Below are 20,916 nucleotides of genomic sequence, written 5' to 3' on the forward strand. Positions count from 1 at the left end.
TAACTCTCGCGAAATCAGGCGGCGGCGCGCAGTGGTCGGGTGACGGCCACGCCGTCGGTGTCGAACAGATGGCAGTGCGCCGGGTCCAGGTGCAGGTGCAGCGTCTCGCCATACTGGCTGGCCATGTCGCCGCGAATCCGCATGGTCAGCGGCTCGCCGTTGGCGGTGATGACGTGGCAGAAGGTGTCGCTGCCCAGACGCTCGCCGACGTCGGCGGTGACGGTCAGGCCGGCCTGGCCCGGCGCGGCAATCTCCAGGTGTTCCGGGCGAATGCCCAGGGTCACCGCGCTGCCCACGCTCAAGGTGGCGCCGCTCAGCGGCAGGCTGATCAGGCTGCCGGCGTCCAGTTGCACGTCGCAGCCCTGGCCCTCGACCCGCGTGACCTTGCCCTTGAGGAAGCCCATTTTCGGCGTGCCGAGAAAGCCCGCGACAAACAGGTTGGCCGGCTGGTGATACAGCTCCAGTGGCGAACCGACCTGCTCGATGCGGCCGCTGTTGAGCACCACCACTTTGTCGGCCAGGGTCATGGCTTCGACCTGATCGTGGGTCACATAGATCATGGTCGCTTGCAGCTCTTTATGCAGGCGCGCCAGTTCCAGGCGCATCTGCACACGCAGCGCGGCGTCGAGGTTGGACAGCGGTTCGTCGAACAGGAAAATCTTCGGGTTGCGCACAATCGCCCGGCCGATCGCCACGCGCTGGCGTTGGCCGCCGGACAGCTGCTTGGGCTTGCGCTCCAGCAGCGGGCCCAGTTCGAGGATGCGCGCCGCTTCGCTGACTTTGCTCTCCACCAGCTTTTTGTCGACGCCGGCCAGGTCGAGGGCAAACGACATGTTCTTGCGCACGCTCATGTGCGGGTACAGCGCGTAGGTCTGGAACACCATCGCCAGGTCGCGCTTGGCCGGGGTGACTTCGGTGATGTCGCGGCCATCGAGCTCGATGGTGCCTTCGCTGACTTCTTCCAGGCCGGCGATCAGCCGCAGCAGCGTGGATTTACCGCAGCCCGACGGGCCAACGAAGACCACGAACTCCTTGTCGTTCACTTCCAGGTCGATGCCCTTGATGATGGAAAAGCCTTCGAAGCCTTTTTGCAGATTCTTGATTTTCAGGTTGGCCATGGGATGGGCCTCCGCTTCTGAATTCGTTTTTGTTAGAGAGAAGCCGTTATTTCACGGCGCCGAAGGACAACCCGCGCACCAGCTGTTTCTGGCTGATCCAGCCAAAAATCAGGATCGGCGCGCAGGCCAGGGTCGACACGGCCGACAATTTGGCCCAGAACAAGCCTTCGGGACTGGAGTAGGAGGCGATCAGCGCGGTCAGCGGCGCGGCATTCGACGAGGTCAGGTTCAGCGACCAGAACGCCTCGTTCCAGCACAGGATCAGCGACAGCAGCACCGTGGACGCCAGCCCGCCCTTGGCGATCGGCAGCAGCACGCGGACCATCTCCTGCCACAGGGTGGCGCCGTCCAGGCGGGCGGCTTCGAGGATGTCTTTGGGGATGTCCTTGAAGTAGGTGTAAACCATCCACACCACGATCGGCAGGTTGATCAGGGTGTAGATGATGATCAGCGCGATACGCGTATCCAACAGGCCAAAGCTCTTGGCCAGCAGGTAGATCGGCATCAGCACGCCCACCGGTGGCAGCATCTTGGTCGACAGCATCCACAGCAGGGTGCCCTTGGTGCGTTGGGTCTCGTAGAACGCCATGGAGTAGGCCGCCGGCACCGAGATCAGCAGGCACAAGGCGGTGGCGCTGAACGAAATCAGCACCGAGTTCCACGCGTAGCTGAAGTAATTGCTGCGTTCGTTGATGTGCAGGTAGTTCTCCAGCGTCGGCGTGAAGATGAACTGCGGCGGCGTGGCGAACGCATCGATCTCGGTCTTGAAGCTGGTCAGCACCATCCAGAAGATCGGGAAGAAGATCAGGATCGCGATGGCCCAGGCCAGGGTGCCGAGCAGCAGGCTTTGCAGGCGGCGGGATTGTTGAAGCGTCATGGCGCGGCCCTCAAGGTTTGTCAGTCAGGTTTTTGCCGATCATCCGCACCAGGATGATCGCCGCGATGTTGGCGATGACCACGGCAATCAAGCCGCCGGCCGAGGCCATGCCCACATCGAACTGCACCAGCGCCTGGTTGTAGATCAGGTAGGCGAGGTTGGTCGAGGCGTAGCCGGGGCCGCCGTTGGTGGTGGTGAAGATTTCGGCGAACACCGAGAGCAGGAAGATCGTTTCGATCATCACCACCACGGCAATCGGGCGCGCCAGGTGGGGCAGGGTCAGGTGCCAGAAGATCGCGATGGCGCCGGCACCGTCCAGGCGTGCGGCTTCCTTTTGTTCCTGGTCGAGGGACTGCATGGCGGTCATCAGCAGCAGGATCGCGAAGGGCAGCCATTGCCACGAGACGATGATGATGATCGACAGCAGTGGGTAATGCGCCAGCCAATCCACCGGCTGCGCGCCGAACAGCTTCCACACGGCGGCGAGAATCCCCGACACCGGGTGAAAAATCAGGTTCTTCCAGATCAGCGCACCGACGGTGGGCATGATGAAGAACGGCGAGATCAACAACACCCGCACCAGGCCGCGGCCGAAGAACTCACTGGCCTCCAGCAGGGCGCTGATCAATACGCCGAACACCACGCTGATCAGCAGCACGCTGCCCACCAGCAACAGGGTATTGGTGGCGCCGGGCAGGAAGCCCGAATCGGTGATGAAGTAGGTGAAGTTCTCCAGCCCCACGAACTGGTTTTCGCCGGGGTAGAGCAGGTTGTAGCGGATCAGCGAAAAGTACAGGGTCATGCCCAGCGGCACGATCATCCACAGTAGCAGCAAGGCTACCGAGGGGCTGACGAGAAACCAGCCGGGGTTTGCCAGGCGGCTTTTGCGTGTTGTATTCATGGTGATCAAGACCGATTAGAGGCAGGTGCGCAAAACTCCTGTAGGAGCGAGCTTGCTCGCGAAGGTATTTCAGGCGCATGTCGGCGTCGGATGTACCTTTTTCGCGAGCAAGCTCGCTCCTACAGGATCGGGGGTTACTTGGGATAACCGGCCCGCTTCATTTCACGCTCGGTGGTGGTCTGCGCGGCGCTCAAGGCTTGATCCACGGTTTGCTGACCCGTCAGCGCACCCGAGAAGAACTTGCCGACCTGAGTGCCGATCGCCTGGAACTCAGGAATGGTCACCAGTTGGATACCGATATACGGCACCGGCTTGAGCGTCGGTTGGGTCGGGTCGGCGACTTTCAGCGATTCCAGGGTGACCTTGGCGAACGGCGCGGCCTGCATGTACGCGTCGCTGTAGGTCGACTTGCGCGTTCCCGGTGGGACGTTGGCGATGCCGTCGGTCTTGGCGACCAGGGCGCCGTATTCCTTGGAAGTCGCCCAACTGGTGAACAGTTTGGCGGCGTCCTTGGCTTTGGAGCTGGTCGGGATTGCCAGGCTCCAGGAGTACAGCCACGAGGTGCCTTTGTCGGTCTTCTCGTGGGGGGCGAAGGTGAAGCCGACGTGGTCTGCCACCTTGCTTTGGGTCTTGTCGGTGACGAACGAGCCGGCCACGCTGGCGTCGACCCAGATCGCGCACTTGCCGCTGTTGAACAGCGCGAGGTTTTCGTTGAAACCGTTGCTCGAAGCGCCCGGCGGGCCGGATTTCTTCATGTTGTCGACGTAGAAGTTCAGCGCGTCCTTCCATTCTGGGCCATTGAATTCAGGCTGCCATTTTTCGTCGAACCAGCGCGCGCCATAGCCGTTGGCCAGGGTGGTGATCAGCGCCATGTTTTCACCCCAACCGGCTTTGCCGCGCAGGCACAGGCCGTATTGTTCTTTGTTTCTGTCGGTGAGCTTTGCCGCGTATTCACCGATCTGCGTCCAAGTCGGGTGCTCGGGCATGCTCAGCCCCGCGTCTTTGAACAGGTCGGTGCGGTAATAGGTGATCGAACTTTCGGCATAGAACGGTAGGGCGTACAGCGAACCCTTGACGGACAAACCGTCACGCACGGAAGGGAACACATCGTCGAGGTCGTAGGACGCCGGCAGGTCCTTCATCGGTTCCAGCCAGCCCTTGGCGCCCCAGAGTGCGGCTTCGTACATGCCGATGGTCAACACGTCGAACTGCCCGCCCTGGGTGGCGATGTCGGTGGTCAGGCGTTGGCGCAGGACGTTTTCTTCGAGCACCACCCAATTCAACTTGATGTCCGGGTGCTCGGCCTCGAAGGTCTTCGAGAGCTTTTGCATGCGGATCATGTCGCTGTTGTTGACGGTGGCAATGGTCAGGGTTTGCGCGCCAAGGCTGACGGCGCTGAGGGTCATGCATGCCGTCATGCAAGAACAGGCAAGCAGTGTTTTTACTGTGAACTTCATCGCGCACTCCTTTTCTGCGCCCAGGGGCTGCAGAAGGACAGTTATTGTTGTTGTGTCTTCCCACGCGGAGCCAGGAAGAGTGTGCGTTGATTACAGCCCTCAAATGGGGGGTGTGACAAATCCTTGGGCGCACTGGGACTGATACTTTTTTGTACTCGCTCACCAAAAGCCGAATCGATTAAGCCAGGTTCTGTTCGGTGAGCCGCTGCACCGCCAGGCGCCGGTAGTGGGAAGGGGTCATGCCTTTAAGTTGCTGGAAGCGGCGATTGAAGTTGGAAATGTTGTTGAACCCCGACTCGAAGCACACATCGGTGACGGCTTTGTCGCCATCGGCCAGCAGTTCGCAGGACTTGCTGATGCGCAGGCGATTGACGAATTCGATAAACGTGCGCCCGGTGGCCTGCTTGAACACCCGCGAGAAATACGTCGGTTTCATCCCCAGGTAATCCGCCACTTCCTCCAGTGACAACTCCCGTGCGTAATGCGCAAAGATGTAGTCCACCGCCCGGTTGGTGCGGTCGATGCTGTGTTCGTCGGCCAGTTGCGGCGTGGTCACGCCGGACAGCAGTTGGTAGTCCTCACACGCGCTCAACACGTCCAGCAGGATAAAGAAGTGCCCCAGGCGCGCCATGCCCTGGGCGTCCTCGATGCGTTGCATGAGTGTCATGGCCTGGGCGATGGTCTTCTTGCAGCGAAACTCGATGCCGGACTGCGCCCGCTCCAGTAGCGGCGCGAGGGTCTTGAGCTCAGTAAAAATGTGACTGCCGTTCTCAAGCAGCTCATCGGTGAAATTCACCAGCATGTCGCGCTTGGGCACCACTTCGTCTTCCTCGACCTGGCTGATCCAGTTGTGAGGCAGGTTGGGGCCGGTAAGGAACAGGCTTTCCGGGTAGAAGTTGCCGATGTAGTCGCCGATGAACACCTTGCCGGAACTGGCGACGATCAGGTGCAGCTCGTATTCCTTATGGAAATGCCAGCGCACCAACGGGCAAGGGAAACCGTGCTGGCGATAGATGATGGACAGACCGTTGTGATCATCCATCAGCTCGTAGGAAGGGTCGGTGATTCGCGTTGCTCGGGTCATGCTGCCGTCGCTTTATTGTGGTTGCGCTTCGCAATAATGCCCCCTTGTGTGCTGTCGCTGCCAGCGGCAAGTTGGTTGGAGCATCCCTGAAGGCCGTTTTGGGTTATCGGCTACTTAATATATTTCACTGGCCTGTGCTATTAACAAAAGCGTTTACGAGCAGGCGTCGTGCTGATCGAGAGGGCATGGTCGCTAGGAGCAAAGAAGCGTTTTATCTGAAACAGAACACGAACAAGGAGTTGGTTATGATTCGTGATGCACTGCCCAAGGACGCGAAGAGCATTGCTGATGTTCATGTCAGTAGCTGGCAACACGCTTATGCGAATCTGATGCCGGCTGATTTTTTGGCCTCGCTGACTGCGACATTGCCGAAAAGGGAGGCTTATTGGGCTCAGGCAATCGAAAGCAAAGATTCTGACGTTTTAGTTTCAGAGGTGGATGGAAACGTTGTCGGTTGGATTTCAGTGGGCCGTTGCCGTGATGAAGACAAGCCCGCAGCGGAGTCGGGAGAGGTCATGGCTATCTATATTTTGGCAGAGTATTGGGGTAAAGGAATCGGTGCCAAATTGTGGGAGTCAGGTTTAAACCGTTTGTTTGATCAAGGTTATAAAAATATTACCTTATGGGTTTTATCGGCAAACGAAAGAGCTGTTCGCTTTTATCAGGGGCTCGGCGGAAGAGAAGAGCCTGGCAGCCGTCGCACGCTGGTCCGTGGTGGCGTGTCGCTGGATGAGGTGAGGTATGTTTGGGGCCGTTAAGGTTTAGGGCTGCCCCGAGTGACGTGCCGCGCAGCGGCGGCACGTCGAAGTTACGATATTCACGCTTCCCGATGCGCTAAAGGTTACGGTTTTTTGCCTCGATCCACTGCGACATGTATTGCGTACTTTTGTGGGCATGGTGGCGCAGCATGCTACCGGTGAAATTATTTCGGCGATGGGCGGCGAGGTCGTTGCGGCACTGTTCCAGGCATTCCACCAACGCGGGGCCGTGGATGTTTTGGTCATACCGGCGGGCCAGGAGTTGGCGCCCGTGCTCCTGGGCCTGGGTCCAGCGTTCGCGGTCCTGGTAAAGGCTCACGGCGGCATCGGCCAACGCCGTGGCGCTGTGGGCGATTGCCCCCGGCCACGGCTGCTCGTCGCCCATGGCTTCGGCGCCGACCGGTGTGGTGATATTCGGCGTGCCGCAGAGCATGGCATCCGCCAGCTTGCCCTTGATCCCCGCACCGAAGCGCAACGGCGCCAGGCAGATGCGCGCCGCTGTCATCACTTGCAGGGCATCCTCGGCCCAGTTCATCACATGAAACCCCTGGGCCGCGTTGTGCAGGGCCGTCGCCTTGGGCGGGGTGTAGGCACCATAGATATGCAGTTGGGCGCCTGGCAGTTGCTGGCGGATCAACGGCCACACACTGTTTTTCATCCAGAGCACGGCATCCCAGTTCGGCGCGTGACGGAAGTTGCCGATGCTGAGGAAGTGCGCGCGCTCGTCAAAGGGGGCGAATGCTTCGGTTGGTGGCTCGAGCATCAATGGGCACCAGTGGAGCAGGGCGGCGGGCACCTTGAAGTGCTCGGTGAGCAGACGGATTTCCACGTCGGAGATCATCAGGCTGATGTCGCAGCGATAGATGGCCGCGATCTCGCGCTTGGCCAGGTCGGTGTCGGCCATGCGCTGGAACTCGTCTTCCAGGCCCGGTGCGAACAAGGCGCTGAAGTCATCGTTGCCCGGTTGCGCCTTGAGGTCGTCCTTGAGCCGCTGCTGGCGTGCGTCGCGCAGGCTTTGCAGGTCGGAGGTTTCCAGCACCCGCAAGGCCGCGGGGCAGTGCTTCTCGACGCGCCAGCCGAACTGTTCTTCCATCATGAAGCGGTCGAACAGCACGATGTCCGGGGCCAGTTCGCGGATAAAGTCGTCGAAACTGCTGTTATTGAGTTCGATGGCGCACTCGGTGATACCGAGTGCCGGCAGGTCGGCTTTGTGCTCGCCGATGGTCGCCGGGCTGCTGAAGGTAATATCCCATCCTTGTGTAAGAAAAGTTTCGAGAATCTGCATCATATGCCCGCCGGCAGCCGAGGAGCGCGGTTCCGGCCAGACATAACCAATGACCAGGACTTTGGTGGCGGGCTGATTCATCAACAACAGATTCCTTGAGCGGGGACGAAAACCGCGCAATTAAACCACAACCGCCCGCGTGCCCGGCGAGACATGACAATTTGTGTCTGGCGGTAGGTCGCCACGGCACTTTGTGGTTAACTTCCGCCTCTCGAATTCGTTTAACCAAACCCAGCATAAGGATTCCGTTCATGGCTCAAGTCACCCTTCGTGGTAACCCCGTCCAAGTTGAAGGCGAACTGCCGCAAACCGGCTCCAAGGCGCCAGACTTCACCCTGACCGCCGGCGATCTGTCGGACGTGACCCTGGCCACCTTCGCCGGCAAGCGCAAAGTGCTGAACATCTTCCCAAGCGTCGACACCCCGACCTGTGCCACGTCGGTACGCACGTTCAACGCCCAGGCCGACAAAGTGGCCAACACCGTGGTGCTGTGCATCTCCTCTGACCTGCCGTTTGCCCAGAAGCGTTTTTGCGGCACCGAAGGCCTGGACAACGTGCAGAGCCTGTCGGACTTCCGCAACGCTGATTTCGCCGTTGACTACGGCGTTTCGATTGCTGACGGCCCGCTTCGGGCTCTGACCGCCCGTGCCGTCGTTGTGCTGGATGAAAACGACAATGTACTGCACAGCGAACTGGTCCCTGAAATCGGCCAAGAGCCAAACTACGAAGCAGCCCTGGCTGTTTTGAAGTAACTGTTTCTGCGCATTACTGTCGTTATGCAGTAACACTGCGCGGTACATAATTGCGGCCTGGCCTAGTCCAGGCCGTTTTTATTTGCTGGTCAGATGTTTAGCGAAATAGCCGGTGGACTAAGCTCAAAAGTTAAAAGTTGTAAGCCCAAGGTAAATAGCCGGTAAAGGCGCTTTTCTTAACGCGCCCCAGTGCTTATCTTTCAGCCTCCCAAAGAAGAAGCCCTCGCGCCCAATGGTTGATCACTCCATGCAATCCTCCCCCCGCAACTCCCGTCGCTGGCTGTTCGGCCTGCTCGTGCTGCTGGTTATCGCCGGCCTGTGCTGGAAATTCTGGCCCACCGGCGCGCCCCATCCAGAAGCGCCAGCCGGCCGCACCGGTAAAACGGGCATGGCGCGCCCTGGTTTCGGCGGCTCCACCGGCCCGGTGCCGGTGCGCGTGGCGCCGGCGGTGCTGGGGGAGTTCCCGGTGTACTACAAGGCACTGGGGACGGTCACCGCGCTCAACACTATTAATGTACGCAGCCGGGTGGGCGGCGAGTTGGTGAAGATCGCCTTTGAAGAAGGGCAGATGGTCAAGGCCGGCGACCTGCTGGCGGAAATCGACCCGCGCAGTTACCAGAACGCCTTGCTCCAGGCCCAGGGCACGCTGATGCAGAGCCAGGCCCAGTTGAAAAACGCCCAGGTCGATGTCGAGCGTTATCGCGGCTTGTATGCCCAGGACAGTATCGCCAAGCAAACCCTGGACACCGCCGAAGCGCTGGTCCTGCAATACCAAGGCACGGTCAAGACCAACCAGGGCGCGGTCGACGACGCCAAGCTCAACCTCGAATTCACCAAGATCCGCGCGCCGATCACCGGGCGCGTCGGCCTGCGTCAGCTCGACGTCGGTAACCTGGTGGCCGCCAACGACACCACGGCGCTGGCGGTGATCACTCAGACCCAGCCGATCAGCGTGGCCTTCACTCTGCCGGAGAACAGCCTGGAAACCGTGCTCGCCCGTTACCACGCCGGCAACAAGCTGCCGGTGGAAGCCTGGGACCGCGGCGACGCCAAGCGCCAAGCCACCGGCGTGCTGCAGAGCCTGGATAACCAGATCGACGTCACCACCGGCACCTTGAAGTTCAAGGCGCGCTTCGATAACAAAGACCAGGCGCTGTTCCCCAATCAGTTCGTCAACGTGCATCTGCTCGCCGACACCCTGCACAACGTCGTGCTGGCACCGTCCGCCGCCATCCAGTTCGGCAACGCCGGCACCTTTGTCTACAAGCTCGACGGCGACAAGAAGGTCAAGGTTCAGCCCCTGGTGGTCGGCGATAGCGACGGCGACAACACCGTGATCAAGCAAGGCCTGGTCGCCGGCGACCGCGTGGTGCTGGAAGGCACCGACCGCCTGAAGGACGGCAGTGAAGTCGAAGTGGTCAACGACAGCAGCCAAGTCCCGACCACGCCGACCGAGCACCTGCAAGGCAAGCCCGCGGCCAAAGGGGAGACCGGTGCTGACGCCGGCAAGGCGCAAAAGGTCGGTTCATGAACCTGTCGCGGCTGTTTATCCTTCGCCCGGTCGCTACCACGCTGAGCATGCTGGCGATTGTCCTGGCAGGGATCATCTCGTACCGCTTGTTGCCGGTCTCGGCCTTGCCCCAGGTGGACTACCCGACCATCCGGGTGATGACCCTGTACCCCGGCGCCAGCCCGGATGTGATGACCAGCGCAGTCACCGCGCCCCTGGAGCGCCAGTTCGGGCAAATGCCCGGCTTGACCCAGATGGCCTCCACCAGCTCCGGCGGGGCCTCGGTGCTGACCCTGCGCTTCAACCTCGACATCAATATGGATGTCGCCGAGCAACAGGTGCAGGCCGCGATCAACGCCGCGACCAACCTGCTGCCCAAGGACTTGCCGGCGCCGCCGGTGTACAACAAGGTCAACCCGGCGGATACCCCGGTGCTGACCCTGGCGATTACCTCCAAGACCATGCTGCTGCCCAAGCTCAATGACCTGGTCGACACACGCATGGCGCAAAAGATCGCGCAGATCAGCGGCGTCGGCATGGTCAGCATTGCCGGTGGCCAGCGCCAGGCCGTGCGTATCAAGGTCAACCCCGAGGCCCTGGCGGCCAACGGCTTGAACCTGTCGGATGTACGCACGCTGATTACCGCGTCCAACGTCAACCAGCCCAAGGGCAACTTCGACGGGCCGACCCGCGTGTCGATGCTCGACGCCAACGACCAACTGGTGTCGCCGCAGCAATACGCCGAATTGATCCTGGCCTACAAAAATGGCGCGCCGCTGCGTCTGAAGGACGTCGCGCAGATCGTCGACGGCGCCGAAAACGAACGTCTCGCCGCCTGGGCCAATGAAAACCAGGCCGTGCTGCTGAATATCCAGCGCCAACCCGGTGCCAACGTGATCGAGGTAGTCGACCGTATCAAGGCCCTGCTGCCGAGCATCACCGATAACCTGCCGGCCGGCCTGGATGTGACGGTGCTGACCGACCGTACCCAGACCATCCGCGCCTCGGTCACCGACGTGCAGCACGAATTGCTGATCGCGATTGCCCTGGTGGTGATGGTGACCTTCCTGTTCCTGCGCCGCGTCAGCGCGACGATCATCCCGTCCATCGCCGTGCCACTGTCACTGGTGGGCACCTTTGGCGTGATGTACCTGGCGGGTTTCTCGATCAACAACCTGACGCTGATGGCCCTGACCATCGCCACCGGCTTCGTGGTCGACGATGCGATCGTGATGCTGGAGAACATCTCGCGTTATATCGAGGAAGGTGAAACCCCGCTGGCCGCCGCGCTCAAGGGCGCCAAACAGATCGGCTTCACCCTGATTTCCCTGACCCTGTCGCTGATCGCCGTATTGATTCCGTTGCTGTTCATGGGCGATGTGGTCGGGCGCCTGTTCCGCGAGTTCGCCATCACCCTGGCGGTGGCGATCCTGATTTCCCTGGTGGTGTCCCTGACCCTGACGCCGATGATGTGCGCGCGCCTGCTCAAGCGTGAGCCCGAGGAATCAGAACAGAGCCGTTTCTACAAGGCCAGCGGCGCCTGGATCGATTGGTTGATCGCGGCCTACGGGCGCAAGTTGCAGTGGGTGCTCAAGCACCAGCCGCTGACGTTGCTGGTGGCCATCGCCACCCTGGGCCTCACTGTGGTGCTGTACCTGGTGGTGCCCAAGGGCTTTTTCCCGGTGCAGGACACCGGGGTGATCCAGGGCATTTCCGAGGCGCCGCAGTCGATTTCCTTCGCGGCCATGAGCCAGCGCCAGCAGGAGCTGGCGAAGATCATCCTGGCCGACCCGGCGGTGGAAAGCCTGTCGTCCTACATCGGTGTGGATGGCGACAACGCTACCCTCAACAGCGGTCGCTTGCTGATCAACCTCAAGGCCCATGGGCAGCGGAACTTGAGCGCGGCCCAGGTGATCACCCGCCTGCAGCCGCAAATCGACAAACTGGTGGGCATCCGCCTGTACATGCAGCCGGTGCAGGATCTGACCATCGAAGACCGCGTCAGCCGCACCCAGTACCAGTTCAGCATGTCGTCACCCGATGCCGAACTGCTGGCGTTGTGGAGTGAAAAGCTGGTCCATGCCTTGAGCCAGTTGCCGCAGCTCACCGACGTCGCCAGCGACCTGCAGGACAAGGGCCTGCAGGTGTACCTGGTGATCGACCGCGATGCGGCCTCGCGCCTGGGCGTCAACGTGTCGACCATCACCGATGCGCTGTACGACGCCTTCGGTCAGCGGCAGATTTCCACCATCTACACCCAGGCCAGCCAATACCGCGTGGTGTTGCAGGCCCAGTCGGGCGAGACCCTGGGGCCGGATGCGCTGAATCAGATCCACGTCAAGACCACCGACGGCGGCCAGGTGCGGCTGTCGAGCCTGGCCCATGTGGAACAGCGCCAGGCGCAGTTGGCGATTGCCCATATCGGTCAGTTCCCGGCGGTGATGATGTCGTTCAACCTGGCCCCTGGCGTCGCGCTGGGCAAGGGCGTGGAGTTGATCAACCAGACCCAGAAAGACATCGGCATGCCGGTGGGCGTGCAGACCCAGTTCCAGGGCGCGGCCCAGGCGTTCGAAGCCTCGCTGTCGAGCACCTTGCTGCTGATCCTGGCGGCGGTGGTCACCATGTACATCGTGCTCGGCGTGCTCTACGAGAGCTACATCCACCCGGTCACCATCCTCTCGACCCTGCCTTCGGCGGCGGTGGGGGCGTTGCTGGCGTTGCTGCTCAGCGGCAATGACCTGGGCATGATCGCGATCATCGGCATCATTTTGCTGATCGGTATCGTCAAGAAGAACGCGATCATGATGATCGACTTCGCCCTCGACGCCGAACGCAACCAGGGCCTTGACCCGCAGACCGCGATCTACCAGGCGGCGCTGTTGCGCTTCCGGCCGATCTTGATGACCACCCTGGCCGCGCTGTTCGGCGCGGTGCCGTTGATGCTGGCCACCGGTTCCGGTGCGGAGCTGCGTCAGCCGCTGGGCCTGGTGATGGTCGGCGGTTTGCTGGTGAGCCAGGTATTGACCCTGTTCACCACGCCGGTGATCTACCTGTACTTCGATCGCCTGGGGCGGCGCTGGCGCAAAGAGCCGCAACGCCTGGAGCCGGTTGAGTCATGAACCTGTCCGGACCTTTCATTCGCCGCCCGGTCGCGACCATGCTGTTGAGCCTGGCGATCATGTTGCTGGGCGGTGTCAGCTTCAATTTGCTGCCGGTGTCGCCGCTGCCGCAGATCGACTTCCCGGTGATCGTGGTGTCGGCCAGCCTGCCCGGCGCCAGCCCCGAGGTGATGGCGTCCACCGTGGCCACGCCGCTGGAGCGCTCGTTCGGCGCGATTGCCGGTATTACCACCATGAGCAGTTCGTCGAGCCAGGGTTCGACCCGGGTGATCCTGGCGTTCGATTCCAACCGTGATATCAACGGCGCGGCGCGCGAAGTGCAGGCGGCGATCAATGCTTCGCGCAACCTGCTGCCCAGCGGCATGCGCAGCATGCCGACCTACAAGAAGATCAACCCGTCGCAGGCGCCGATCATGGTGCTGTCGCTGACCTCGGACGTATTGCAGAAGGGCCAGCTGTACGACCTGGCGTCGACCATCCTGTCGCAAAGCCTGTCCCAGGTGCCGGGCGTGGGTGAAGTGCAGATCGGCGGCAGTTCCCTGCCGGCGGTGCGGATCGAACTCGAACCCAAGGCCCTCGACCAGTACGGCGTGGCCCTCGACGATGTGCGCAACACCATCGCCAATGCCAACCAGCGTCGGCCCAAGGGTTCCCTGGAAGACGCCGAGCGCAACTGGCAGATCCAGGCCAACGACCAGCTGGAAAAAGCCAAGGACTATGAACCGCTGCTGATCCGCTACCAGAACGGCGCGGCCCTGCGCCTGGGCGATGTGGCGAAGATCAGCGACGGTGTGGAAGACCGCTACAACAGCGGCTTCTTCAACAACGATTCGGCCGTGCTGCTGGTGATCAACCGCCAGTCCGGTGCCAACATCATCGAGACCGTCCGGCAGATCAAGGCGCAGTTGCCGGCATTGCAGGCGGTGCTGCCGTCCAGCGTCAAGCTGAGCCTGGCGATGGATCGCTCGCCGGTGATCACCGCCACCCTGCACGAGGCCGAGATGACCTTGCTGATTGCCGTTGGGCTGGTGATCCTGGTGGTCTACCTGTTCCTCGGTAACTTCCGTGCGTCGCTGATTCCAACCCTGGCGGTGCCGGTGTCGCTGGTGGGCACCTTCGCGGTGATGTACCTGTTCGGTTTCTCGCTGAACAACTTCTCGCTGATGGCGCTGATCCTCGCCACCGGCCTGGTGGTGGACGATGCCATCGTGGTGCTGGAGAACATTTCCCGGCATATCGACGAGGGCGTGCCGCCGATGAAGGCGGCGTACCTGGGGGCCAAGGAAGTCGGCTTTACCTTGCTGTCGATGAACGTGTCGCTGGTGGCGGTGTTCCTGTCCATCCTGTTCATGGGCGGGATCGTCACCAGCCTGTTCCGTGAGTTTTCCATCACCTTGTCGGCGGCGATCATCGTGTCGCTGGTGGTCTCGCTGACCCTCACGCCGATGCTCTGCGCGCGTTGGCTCAAACCTCATATCAAAGGCCAACTGACCGGTTTGCAGCGTTGGAGCCAGAAGGTCAACGACCGCATGGTCTCGGCCTACGCCACCAGCCTGGACTGGGTGCTGCGCCATCGGCGCCTGACCTTGCTCAGCCTGCTGATCACGGTGGGAGTGAATATCGCGCTGTATGTGGTGGTGCCGAAAACCTTCATGCCCCAGCAGGACACCGGGCAATTGATCGGCTTTGTGCGCGGCGACGACGGGCTGTCGTTCAGCGTGATGCAGCCGAAGATGGAGATTTTCCGCAAGGCCGTGTTGCAAGACCCGGCGGTGCTCAGCGTGGCCGGTTTCATCGGCGGCAACAGCGGCACCAACAACGCGGTGATGCTGGTTCGACTCAAGCCCATCAGCGAACGCAAGGTCTCCGCCCAGGCGGTGATCGAGCGTCTGCGCAAGAACGTGCCCTTGGTGCCGGGCGGGCGGCTGTTCCTGATGGCTGACCAGGACCTGCAATTCGGTGGCGGGCGTGACCAGACCAGTGCGCAGTATTCCTACATCCTGCAAAGCGGTGATCTGTCTGCACTGCGCCTGTGGTACCCGAAGGTCGTGGCCGCACTGCGTGCGTTACCCGAACTCACCGCCATCGACGCCCGCGAAGGCCGGGGCGCGGCCCAGGTGACGCTGGTCGTCGACCGCGACCAGGCCAAGCGCCTGGGTATCGACATGAACATGGTCACCGCGGTGCTGAACAACGCCTACAGCCAGCGGCAGATCTCCACGATCTACGACAGCCTCAACCAGTATCAGGTGGTGATGGAGGTCAACCCGAAATACGCCCAGGACCCGATCACCCTGAACCAGATGCAGGTGATCACCTCCACAGGCGCGCGGGTGCCGTTGTCGACCATTGCCCATTATGAGAACAGCCTGGCGGACGACCGGGTCAGTCACGAAGGCCAGTTCGCCTCGGAAAACATCGCCTTCGACATAGCGCCCGGCGTGACGGTGGAGCAGGGCACTGCGGCCATCGAGCGGGCGATTGCCAAGGTGGGCTTGCCGGAGGACGTCATCGCCAAGATGGCCGGCACCGCCGATGCCTTTGCGGCGACCCAGAAGGGCCAGCCGTTCATGATCCTCGGCGCGCTGGTGGCGGTGTACCTGGTGTTGGGTATTCTGTATGAAAGTTATATCCACCCGCTGACGATCCTCTCGACCTTGCCGTCGGCCGGCGTCGGAGCCTTGCTCTCCATCTACCTGCTGGGCGGCGAGTTCAGCCTGATCTCCTTGCTCGGCTTGTTCCTGTTGATCGGGGTGGTGAAGAAAAACGCGATCCTGATGATCGACCTGGCGCTGCAACTGGAGCGCAATGATGGCCTGAGCCCGCTGGATTCGATTCGCAGCGCCTGCCTGTTGCGCCTGCGGCCGATCCTGATGACCACGCTGGCGGCGATCCTCGGTGCCTTGCCGTTGTTGCTCGGCAGGGCCGAAGGCGCGGAAATGCGCCAGCCCCTGGGCCTGACCATTATCGGCGGGCTGGTCTTCAGCCAGATCCTGACCCTTTACACCACCCCGGTGGTTTACCTTTATCTCGACCGCGCGCGCCATCGTTTCAACGCTTGGCGCGGCGTGCGTACCGATGCTGCCCTGGACACTGCGCTATGACCGATTCAATTTTCGCCACATTGGCCATGCCCCGTGGTTCCCGCGTCGCCAGCCTGGTGCTCTGCGGGGTGTTGCTCAGCGCTTGCGCCGTCGGCCCCGACTACACGCGCCCGGAGGTCATCGAGCCGGCGCAGTTCAAGCAAGCCCAGGGCTGGCGCCAGGCTACGCCGAGCGATGCGCTGGCTCGGGGTGCCTGGTGGGAGCTGTACGGCGACCGTCAACTCAATGACCTCGTGGTCCGGCTGAACAACGCCAACCAGACCGTCGCCCAGGCCGAAGCACGCTTCCGCCAGGCCCAGGCGCTGGTGCGCAGTTCCCGTGGGGCGTTTTACCCGACGGTGGACCTGAGCGTCGGGAAAACCCGCGCCAGCCAGGGCACCGGCAGCAGCAACGCCAGCCTCAGCAGTTCCAGCAGCGGCATCCGCGACACCCTCAACGCGCAGTTGGGCGTGAGCTGGGAAGCCGATATCTGGGGCAAGTTGCGTCGGGGCCTGGAAGCCAACGAAGCCAGCGCCGAAGCCAGCTCGGCGGACCTGGCCGCGATGCGCTTGAGCCAGCAGTCGGAGTTGGTGCAAAGCTACCTGCAACTGCGCGTCATGGATGAGCAGACCCGGCTGCTGCAGGCCACGCTGGACACCTACCAGCGCTCCCTGCAAATGACCGAAAACCAATACCGCGCCGGCGTCTCCGGCAAGGAAGCCGTGGCCCAGGCGCAAACCCAGCTCAAGTCCACCCAGGCCAGCCTGATCGACCTGATCTGGCAGCGTGCCCAGCTGGAAAACGCCATCGCCGTGTTGATCGGCGAGGCGCCGGCCAACTTCAACCTGGCCGTGAGCAAGGACATCCCGGCCTTGCCGCAGATTCCGGTGAGCCTGCCCTCGCAATTGCTCGAACGGCGCCCGGACATCGCCTCGGCCGAACGCTCGGTGATCGCCGCCAACGCCAATATCGGCGTGGCCAAGGCCGCCTATTACCCGGACCTGAGCCTGAGCCTGGCTGGCGGTTATTCCAGTAGCACCTATTCAGACTGGATCAGCCTGCCGAACCGCTTCTGGTCGGTCGGGCCGAAACTGGCGATGACCCTGTTCGACGGCGGCCAGCGCTCGGCGGAAGTCGACCGCACCGTGGCCAGTTACGATGAGACCGTGGCCAAGTATCGCCAGACCGTGCTGGATGGTTTTCGCGAAGTGGAAAACTACATGGTCCAGCTCAAGGTGCTGGAAGACGAAGCCGTGGTCAGCAACGAAGCCCTGGAGGCCGCTCGCGAATCGCTGCGCCTGACCCAGAACCAATACAAAGCGGGGCTGATCGCTTACCTGGATGTGGTCACCGTGCAGGCGACGGCGCTGAGTAACGAACGCACCGTGCTGACCTTGCTGCAGACGCGATTGGTGGCCAGCGTGCAACTGATCGCCGCGTTGGGCGGTGGTTGGGATGGGCAGACTCAAGTGGCGGAAAAGGAGTGAAGTCCGGGCCTTTTTGAATGGGCCGATTGACGTCAAATTGCCGATGTTGGCCCTATGATAATTAATCACCTGTTCAATAATTATTCTCGCTACAATCCGCGGCTTTGCCACCCGGGGCGGGTGTTTACAACCCGTCGCTCTCGAGAAGTTCCATGCTCATCGGTAGTTATTCTCCCTCTCTGGTCGTGATCTCCCTGTTCGTCGCGGTGCTTGCTTCCTACACCGCGCTCGACCTCTCCGGTCGCATCGCCACGGCCAAGGGTCGCGCCATCTACTTGTGGATGCTGGGCGGGGCATTGGCCATGGGCGTGGGCGTGTGGTCCATGCACTTTATCGGCATGTTGGCGCTCAGGCTGCCGTTCGCCCTGGGTTTTGACCTGGACATTACCGCGTTGTCGCTGTTGATCGCGGTGTTGTCCTGCGGCTTTGCCTTGTGGCTGGTCAGCCAGCAGCGCCTGCCTATGTGGCAACTGGGGTTTGGCGCGCTGATCATGGGCGCCGGCATCAGCAGCATGCATTACACCGGCATGGCCGCGATGCGGATGCTGCCGGGCATCGATTACGACCCCGCGTTGTTTGGCGCCTCGTTGCTGATCGCGGTGGCGGCGTCTGGCGCGGCACTGTGGATCGCCTTCAATCTGCGGCGCAACACGCCTTATGTGCGTCTGGCGCGCGGTGGCGCCGCCGTGGTGATGGGCGTGGCCATCGTCGGCATGCACTACACCGGCATGGCGGCGGCGCGTTTTGCCGACGACAGTTTCTGCGGCGCCGCGCTGACCGGCTTGAGCGGCAAGGGCCTGGATAACCTGGTGTTGGTCACCAGCCTGGCCGTGCTGGTTATCGCGCTGCTCACGTCGTTGCTCGACGCGCGCCTGGAGGCGCGTACCGCGGTGCTGGCCGACTCGCTGACGTTGGCCAATCAGGAACTGACCCACCTGGCCCTGCACGACACCCTGACCGGCCTGCCCAATCGCACCCTGCTCGCCGACCGGATTCAGCAAGCCATGCAGGCGGTGAAAGAGCAGGGCGGTTGCCTGGCCCTGATGTTTATCGACCTGGACGGCTTCAAGCCGGTCAACGATGCCTTCGGCCATCACATGGGCGACCAGTTGTTGCGCGAAGTCAGCCAGCGCCTGCGTGAAGATCTGCGCAGCCAGGACACCCTGGCGCGCATCGGCGGTGATGAGTTTGTGCTGCTGGTGCAACTGACGCAGCCCAATGATGCCCTGGGCCTTGCCGAACGCCAGGTGGTGCTGATCAATCGCGCGTTCCAGGTGGCCGAACACGTGCTGAAAATTTCAGCCAGCGTCGGTATCGCGATGTTCCCGGGCAACGGCAGTACGCCCCAGGAACTGCTGATGAACGCCGACGCCGCGATGTACCACGCCAAGGGCATGGGCAAGAATGGCTACAGCTTCTTCGATGTGTCGATGAACTCTAACGCGCGCAAGCAACTGCAGTTGTTGCAGGACTTGCGCAACGCAGTCGAGCAGCAGCAGTTCCGCTTGTACTACCAGCCCAAGTTCGACGCTGTCAGCGGTGCCCCGATAGGCGCCGAAGCCTTGCTGCGCTGGGAGCATCCGCAAGAGGGCTTGTTGCTGCCGGCGGCCTTTATCGAGCTGGCGGAAAAAACCGGGCTGATCATTCCGATTGGCGAGTGGGTGCTCGACGAAGCCTGCCGTCAGATGCGCGTGTGGTACGCCCAGGGTTATGAAGGCTGGCGAATCGCGGTGAACCTGTCGGCGTTGCAGTTTTGCCACGCCGGCCTGGTCAAGAGTGTCGCCACCGCGTTGGATCGCCACCAGTTGCCGGCCAACAGCCTGACGCTGGAGATTACCGAAACCACCGCCATGAGCGATGCCGATGCAAGCATGACGGTGTTGCAGCAGCTGTCGGAAATGGGGGTCGATCTGTCCATTGATGACTTCGGCACCGGCTATTCCAGCCTGATGTACCTCAAGCGCCTGCCGGCCAACGAACTGAAGATCGACCGTGGCTTTGTGCGAGACCTGGAACACGACGGCGACGACGCCGCCATCGTCTCGGCCATCGTCGCCCTGGGCCAGGCCCTTGGGCTGCGGATTGTCGCCGAAGGGGTGGAAACCGATGTCCAGCAGAGCTTCCTCACCCGCCTGGGGTGCAACGCGTTGCAGGGCTACTTGCTCGGGCATCCGTTACCGGCGGATGGCTTCATGGCCGACATCCTGCGGGCACAAGCAGCGCTGGCGCCTGACAAGCAGCGTGCTTGACGGGTATTCTTGGGGCCAACTCTAAACATTTGGTTGATTCAGGAGAGCGTAGGCATGGACAAAGTCCTCATCATCACCGGGGGCGGTCGTGGGATTGGCGCCGCGACGGCATTGCTGGCGGCTCGCCAGGGCTATCGCATTTGCATCAACTTCCAGTCGGACGAAGAGGCCGCTCATCGCGTGCTCGACCAGGTCCGCGCGCTGGGTGCCCAGGCCATTGCGGTGCGCGCCGATGTGAGCATCGAGGATGAGGTGATCGCGCTGTTCCATCGTGTTGACAACGAGTTGGGGCGGGTGACGGCACTGGTCAACAATGCCGGCACCGTGGGGCATAAATCCCGTGTTGATGAAATGTCCGAGTTCCGCATCCTGAAGATCATGAAGACCAACGTGCTCGGCCCGATTCTGTGCGCCAAGCACGCGGTGCTGCGTATGTCGCCCCGGCATGGTGGGCAGGGCGGCAGCATCGTCAATGTGTCGTCGGTGGCGGCGCGCCTCGGTTCGCCGGGTGAATATGTCGACTACGCCGCCTCCAAGGGCGCGCTGGACAGCTTTACCATCGGGCTGTCGAAGGAAGTGGCGGGCGAGGGCATTCGTGTCAACGCGGTGCGCCCCGGCTATATCTACACCGACTTCCATGCCCTGAGCGGTGATCCGGACCGGGTCAGCAAGCTGGAGTCCGGGATTCCCATGGCCCGTGGCGGCCGGCCGGACGAGGTGGCGGAGGCGATTGTCTGGTTGTTGTCGGACAAGGCGTCCTATGCCACCGGGACGTTCGTCGACCTGGGCGGCGGTCGTTGAGGCCCTCGGCCTTCAGCTCGGCAGATGGCGCAGCACTTCATAGCCTTTAAAGGAAAACGCCTTGAGCCGGCTGGCTTCGGAGTTATCCAGGGTGCTGTAGCCGTCGTTGAAGAACCCATCGATACGCCCGTTGCGGGCATGGCTGCCATTCAAGGTGCGGTCGTCAAGGTTGTCGAGAAACTGCAGCACTTTTTCCAGGTTGTAAGCCGCGTCAGCACGCGCATCCGGGTCTGCGTTGGATGGGGTCCAGTCACCGACCTGCTGCTTAAGATCATCAGCGATCGCGTAACTGTCGCGGCCTTGCAGGAAGTGCGTCATGACCGGGCTCTGGTCGATGATCTGCTGTGCCGAGCGCAGGTCGCCGGCCGGTCGGTCCAGCGGAGCGTACATCTCGCGAACCTGCTTTTGTTCGACGGCACGCATGTAGTTGGGCGG

General features: G+C 61.9%; 15 protein-coding genes. 8 read left to right on the forward strand and 7 right to left on the reverse strand.

The window, feature by feature from the left end; genetic code table 11:
• Positions 1-14: 14 nt before the first annotated feature.
• The 5 genes from INT12_RS27155 to INT12_RS27175 form a co-directional block, all read right to left on the reverse strand.
• Positions 15-1,118: an ABC transporter ATP-binding protein gene (locus INT12_RS27155; RefSeq protein ID WP_046383191.1), complete on the reverse strand. Its 1,104-nt coding sequence runs from the start codon at positions 1,116-1,118 to the stop codon at positions 15-17.
• Between the two features lie 46 nt (positions 1,119-1,164).
• Positions 1,165-1,995, reverse strand: a complete 831-nt coding sequence (locus INT12_RS27160; protein ID WP_017848429.1) for a carbohydrate ABC transporter permease — start codon at positions 1,993-1,995, stop codon at positions 1,165-1,167.
• A 10-nt stretch (positions 1,996-2,005) separates the two neighbouring features.
• Positions 2,006-2,896, reverse strand: coding sequence for a carbohydrate ABC transporter permease (locus INT12_RS27165; protein WP_046385260.1), 891 nt, complete (start codon positions 2,894-2,896; stop codon positions 2,006-2,008).
• Between the two features lie 134 nt (positions 2,897-3,030).
• On the reverse strand, positions 3,031-4,353 hold the full coding sequence (locus INT12_RS27170) for an ABC transporter substrate-binding protein (protein WP_026140208.1): 1,323 nt from the start codon (positions 4,351-4,353) through the stop codon (positions 3,031-3,033).
• A 178-nt stretch (positions 4,354-4,531) separates the two neighbouring features.
• On the reverse strand, positions 4,532-5,437 hold the full coding sequence (locus INT12_RS27175) for an AraC family transcriptional regulator (RefSeq protein WP_017848432.1): 906 nt from the start codon (positions 5,435-5,437) through the stop codon (positions 4,532-4,534).
• Between the two features lie 245 nt (positions 5,438-5,682).
• Between INT12_RS27175 and INT12_RS27180 the strand changes: the two genes are divergently transcribed.
• Positions 5,683-6,195: a GNAT family N-acetyltransferase gene (locus INT12_RS27180; protein ID WP_046385261.1), complete on the forward strand. Its 513-nt coding sequence runs from the start codon at positions 5,683-5,685 to the stop codon at positions 6,193-6,195.
• 76 nt (positions 6,196-6,271) lie between these two features.
• Here the strand turns inward: INT12_RS27180 and INT12_RS27185 are convergent, their stop codons facing one another.
• Positions 6,272-7,561 (reverse strand): glycosyltransferase, encoded by a 1,290-nt coding sequence (locus INT12_RS27185; RefSeq protein WP_104903065.1) that lies wholly within the window; start codon positions 7,559-7,561, stop codon positions 6,272-6,274.
• 170 nt (positions 7,562-7,731) lie between these two features.
• Here INT12_RS27185 and tpx point away from each other — a divergent pair, with 170 nt between their 5' ends.
• From tpx to INT12_RS27220, 7 genes are all read left to right on the forward strand, one after another.
• Positions 7,732-8,232 (forward strand): thiol peroxidase, encoded by a 501-nt coding sequence (gene tpx / locus INT12_RS27190; RefSeq protein WP_017848435.1) that lies wholly within the window; start codon positions 7,732-7,734, stop codon positions 8,230-8,232.
• A gap of 232 nt (positions 8,233-8,464) precedes the next feature.
• Positions 8,465-9,763 carry an MdtA/MuxA family multidrug efflux RND transporter periplasmic adaptor subunit gene (locus tag INT12_RS27195; RefSeq protein WP_026140210.1) on the forward strand — a complete coding sequence of 433 codons (1,299 nt, stop codon included), beginning with the start codon at positions 8,465-8,467 and terminating at the stop codon, positions 9,761-9,763.
• A complete protein-coding gene (locus INT12_RS27200; RefSeq protein WP_193040266.1) occupies positions 9,760-12,861 on the forward strand; it encodes an MdtB/MuxB family multidrug efflux RND transporter permease subunit in 3,102 nt (1,033 codons plus the stop codon). The genes INT12_RS27195 and INT12_RS27200 overlap by 4 nt, the downstream gene beginning before the upstream one ends.
• Positions 12,858-15,965, forward strand: a complete 3,108-nt coding sequence (locus tag INT12_RS27205) for an efflux RND transporter permease subunit (RefSeq protein WP_102618159.1) — start codon at positions 12,858-12,860, stop codon at positions 15,963-15,965. Before INT12_RS27200 ends, INT12_RS27205 begins: the two co-directional genes overlap by 4 nt.
• Complete coding sequence (locus INT12_RS27210) at positions 15,962-17,431, forward strand: efflux transporter outer membrane subunit (RefSeq protein WP_193040267.1); 1,470 nt, start codon at positions 15,962-15,964, stop codon at positions 17,429-17,431. Before INT12_RS27205 ends, INT12_RS27210 begins: the two co-directional genes overlap by 4 nt.
• A 152-nt stretch (positions 17,432-17,583) precedes the next feature.
• A complete protein-coding gene (locus INT12_RS27215) occupies positions 17,584-19,680 on the forward strand; it encodes a putative bifunctional diguanylate cyclase/phosphodiesterase (RefSeq protein ID WP_193040268.1) in 2,097 nt (698 codons plus the stop codon).
• Between the two features lie 54 nt (positions 19,681-19,734).
• A complete protein-coding gene (locus tag INT12_RS27220) occupies positions 19,735-20,481 on the forward strand; it encodes an SDR family oxidoreductase (protein ID WP_046383198.1) in 747 nt (248 codons plus the stop codon).
• Positions 20,482-20,493: 12 nt separating this feature from the next.
• On the opposite strand, the gene INT12_RS27225 is transcribed toward INT12_RS27220, so the two are convergent.
• Positions 20,494-20,916: hypothetical protein (locus INT12_RS27225; RefSeq protein WP_226926322.1), on the reverse strand; the 423-nt coding region annotated here is incomplete at its 5' end.

This window comes from Pseudomonas sp. K8, from assembly GCF_014889455.1.
Taxonomy (GTDB): Bacteria; Pseudomonadota; Gammaproteobacteria; order Pseudomonadales; family Pseudomonadaceae; genus Aquipseudomonas; species Aquipseudomonas veronii.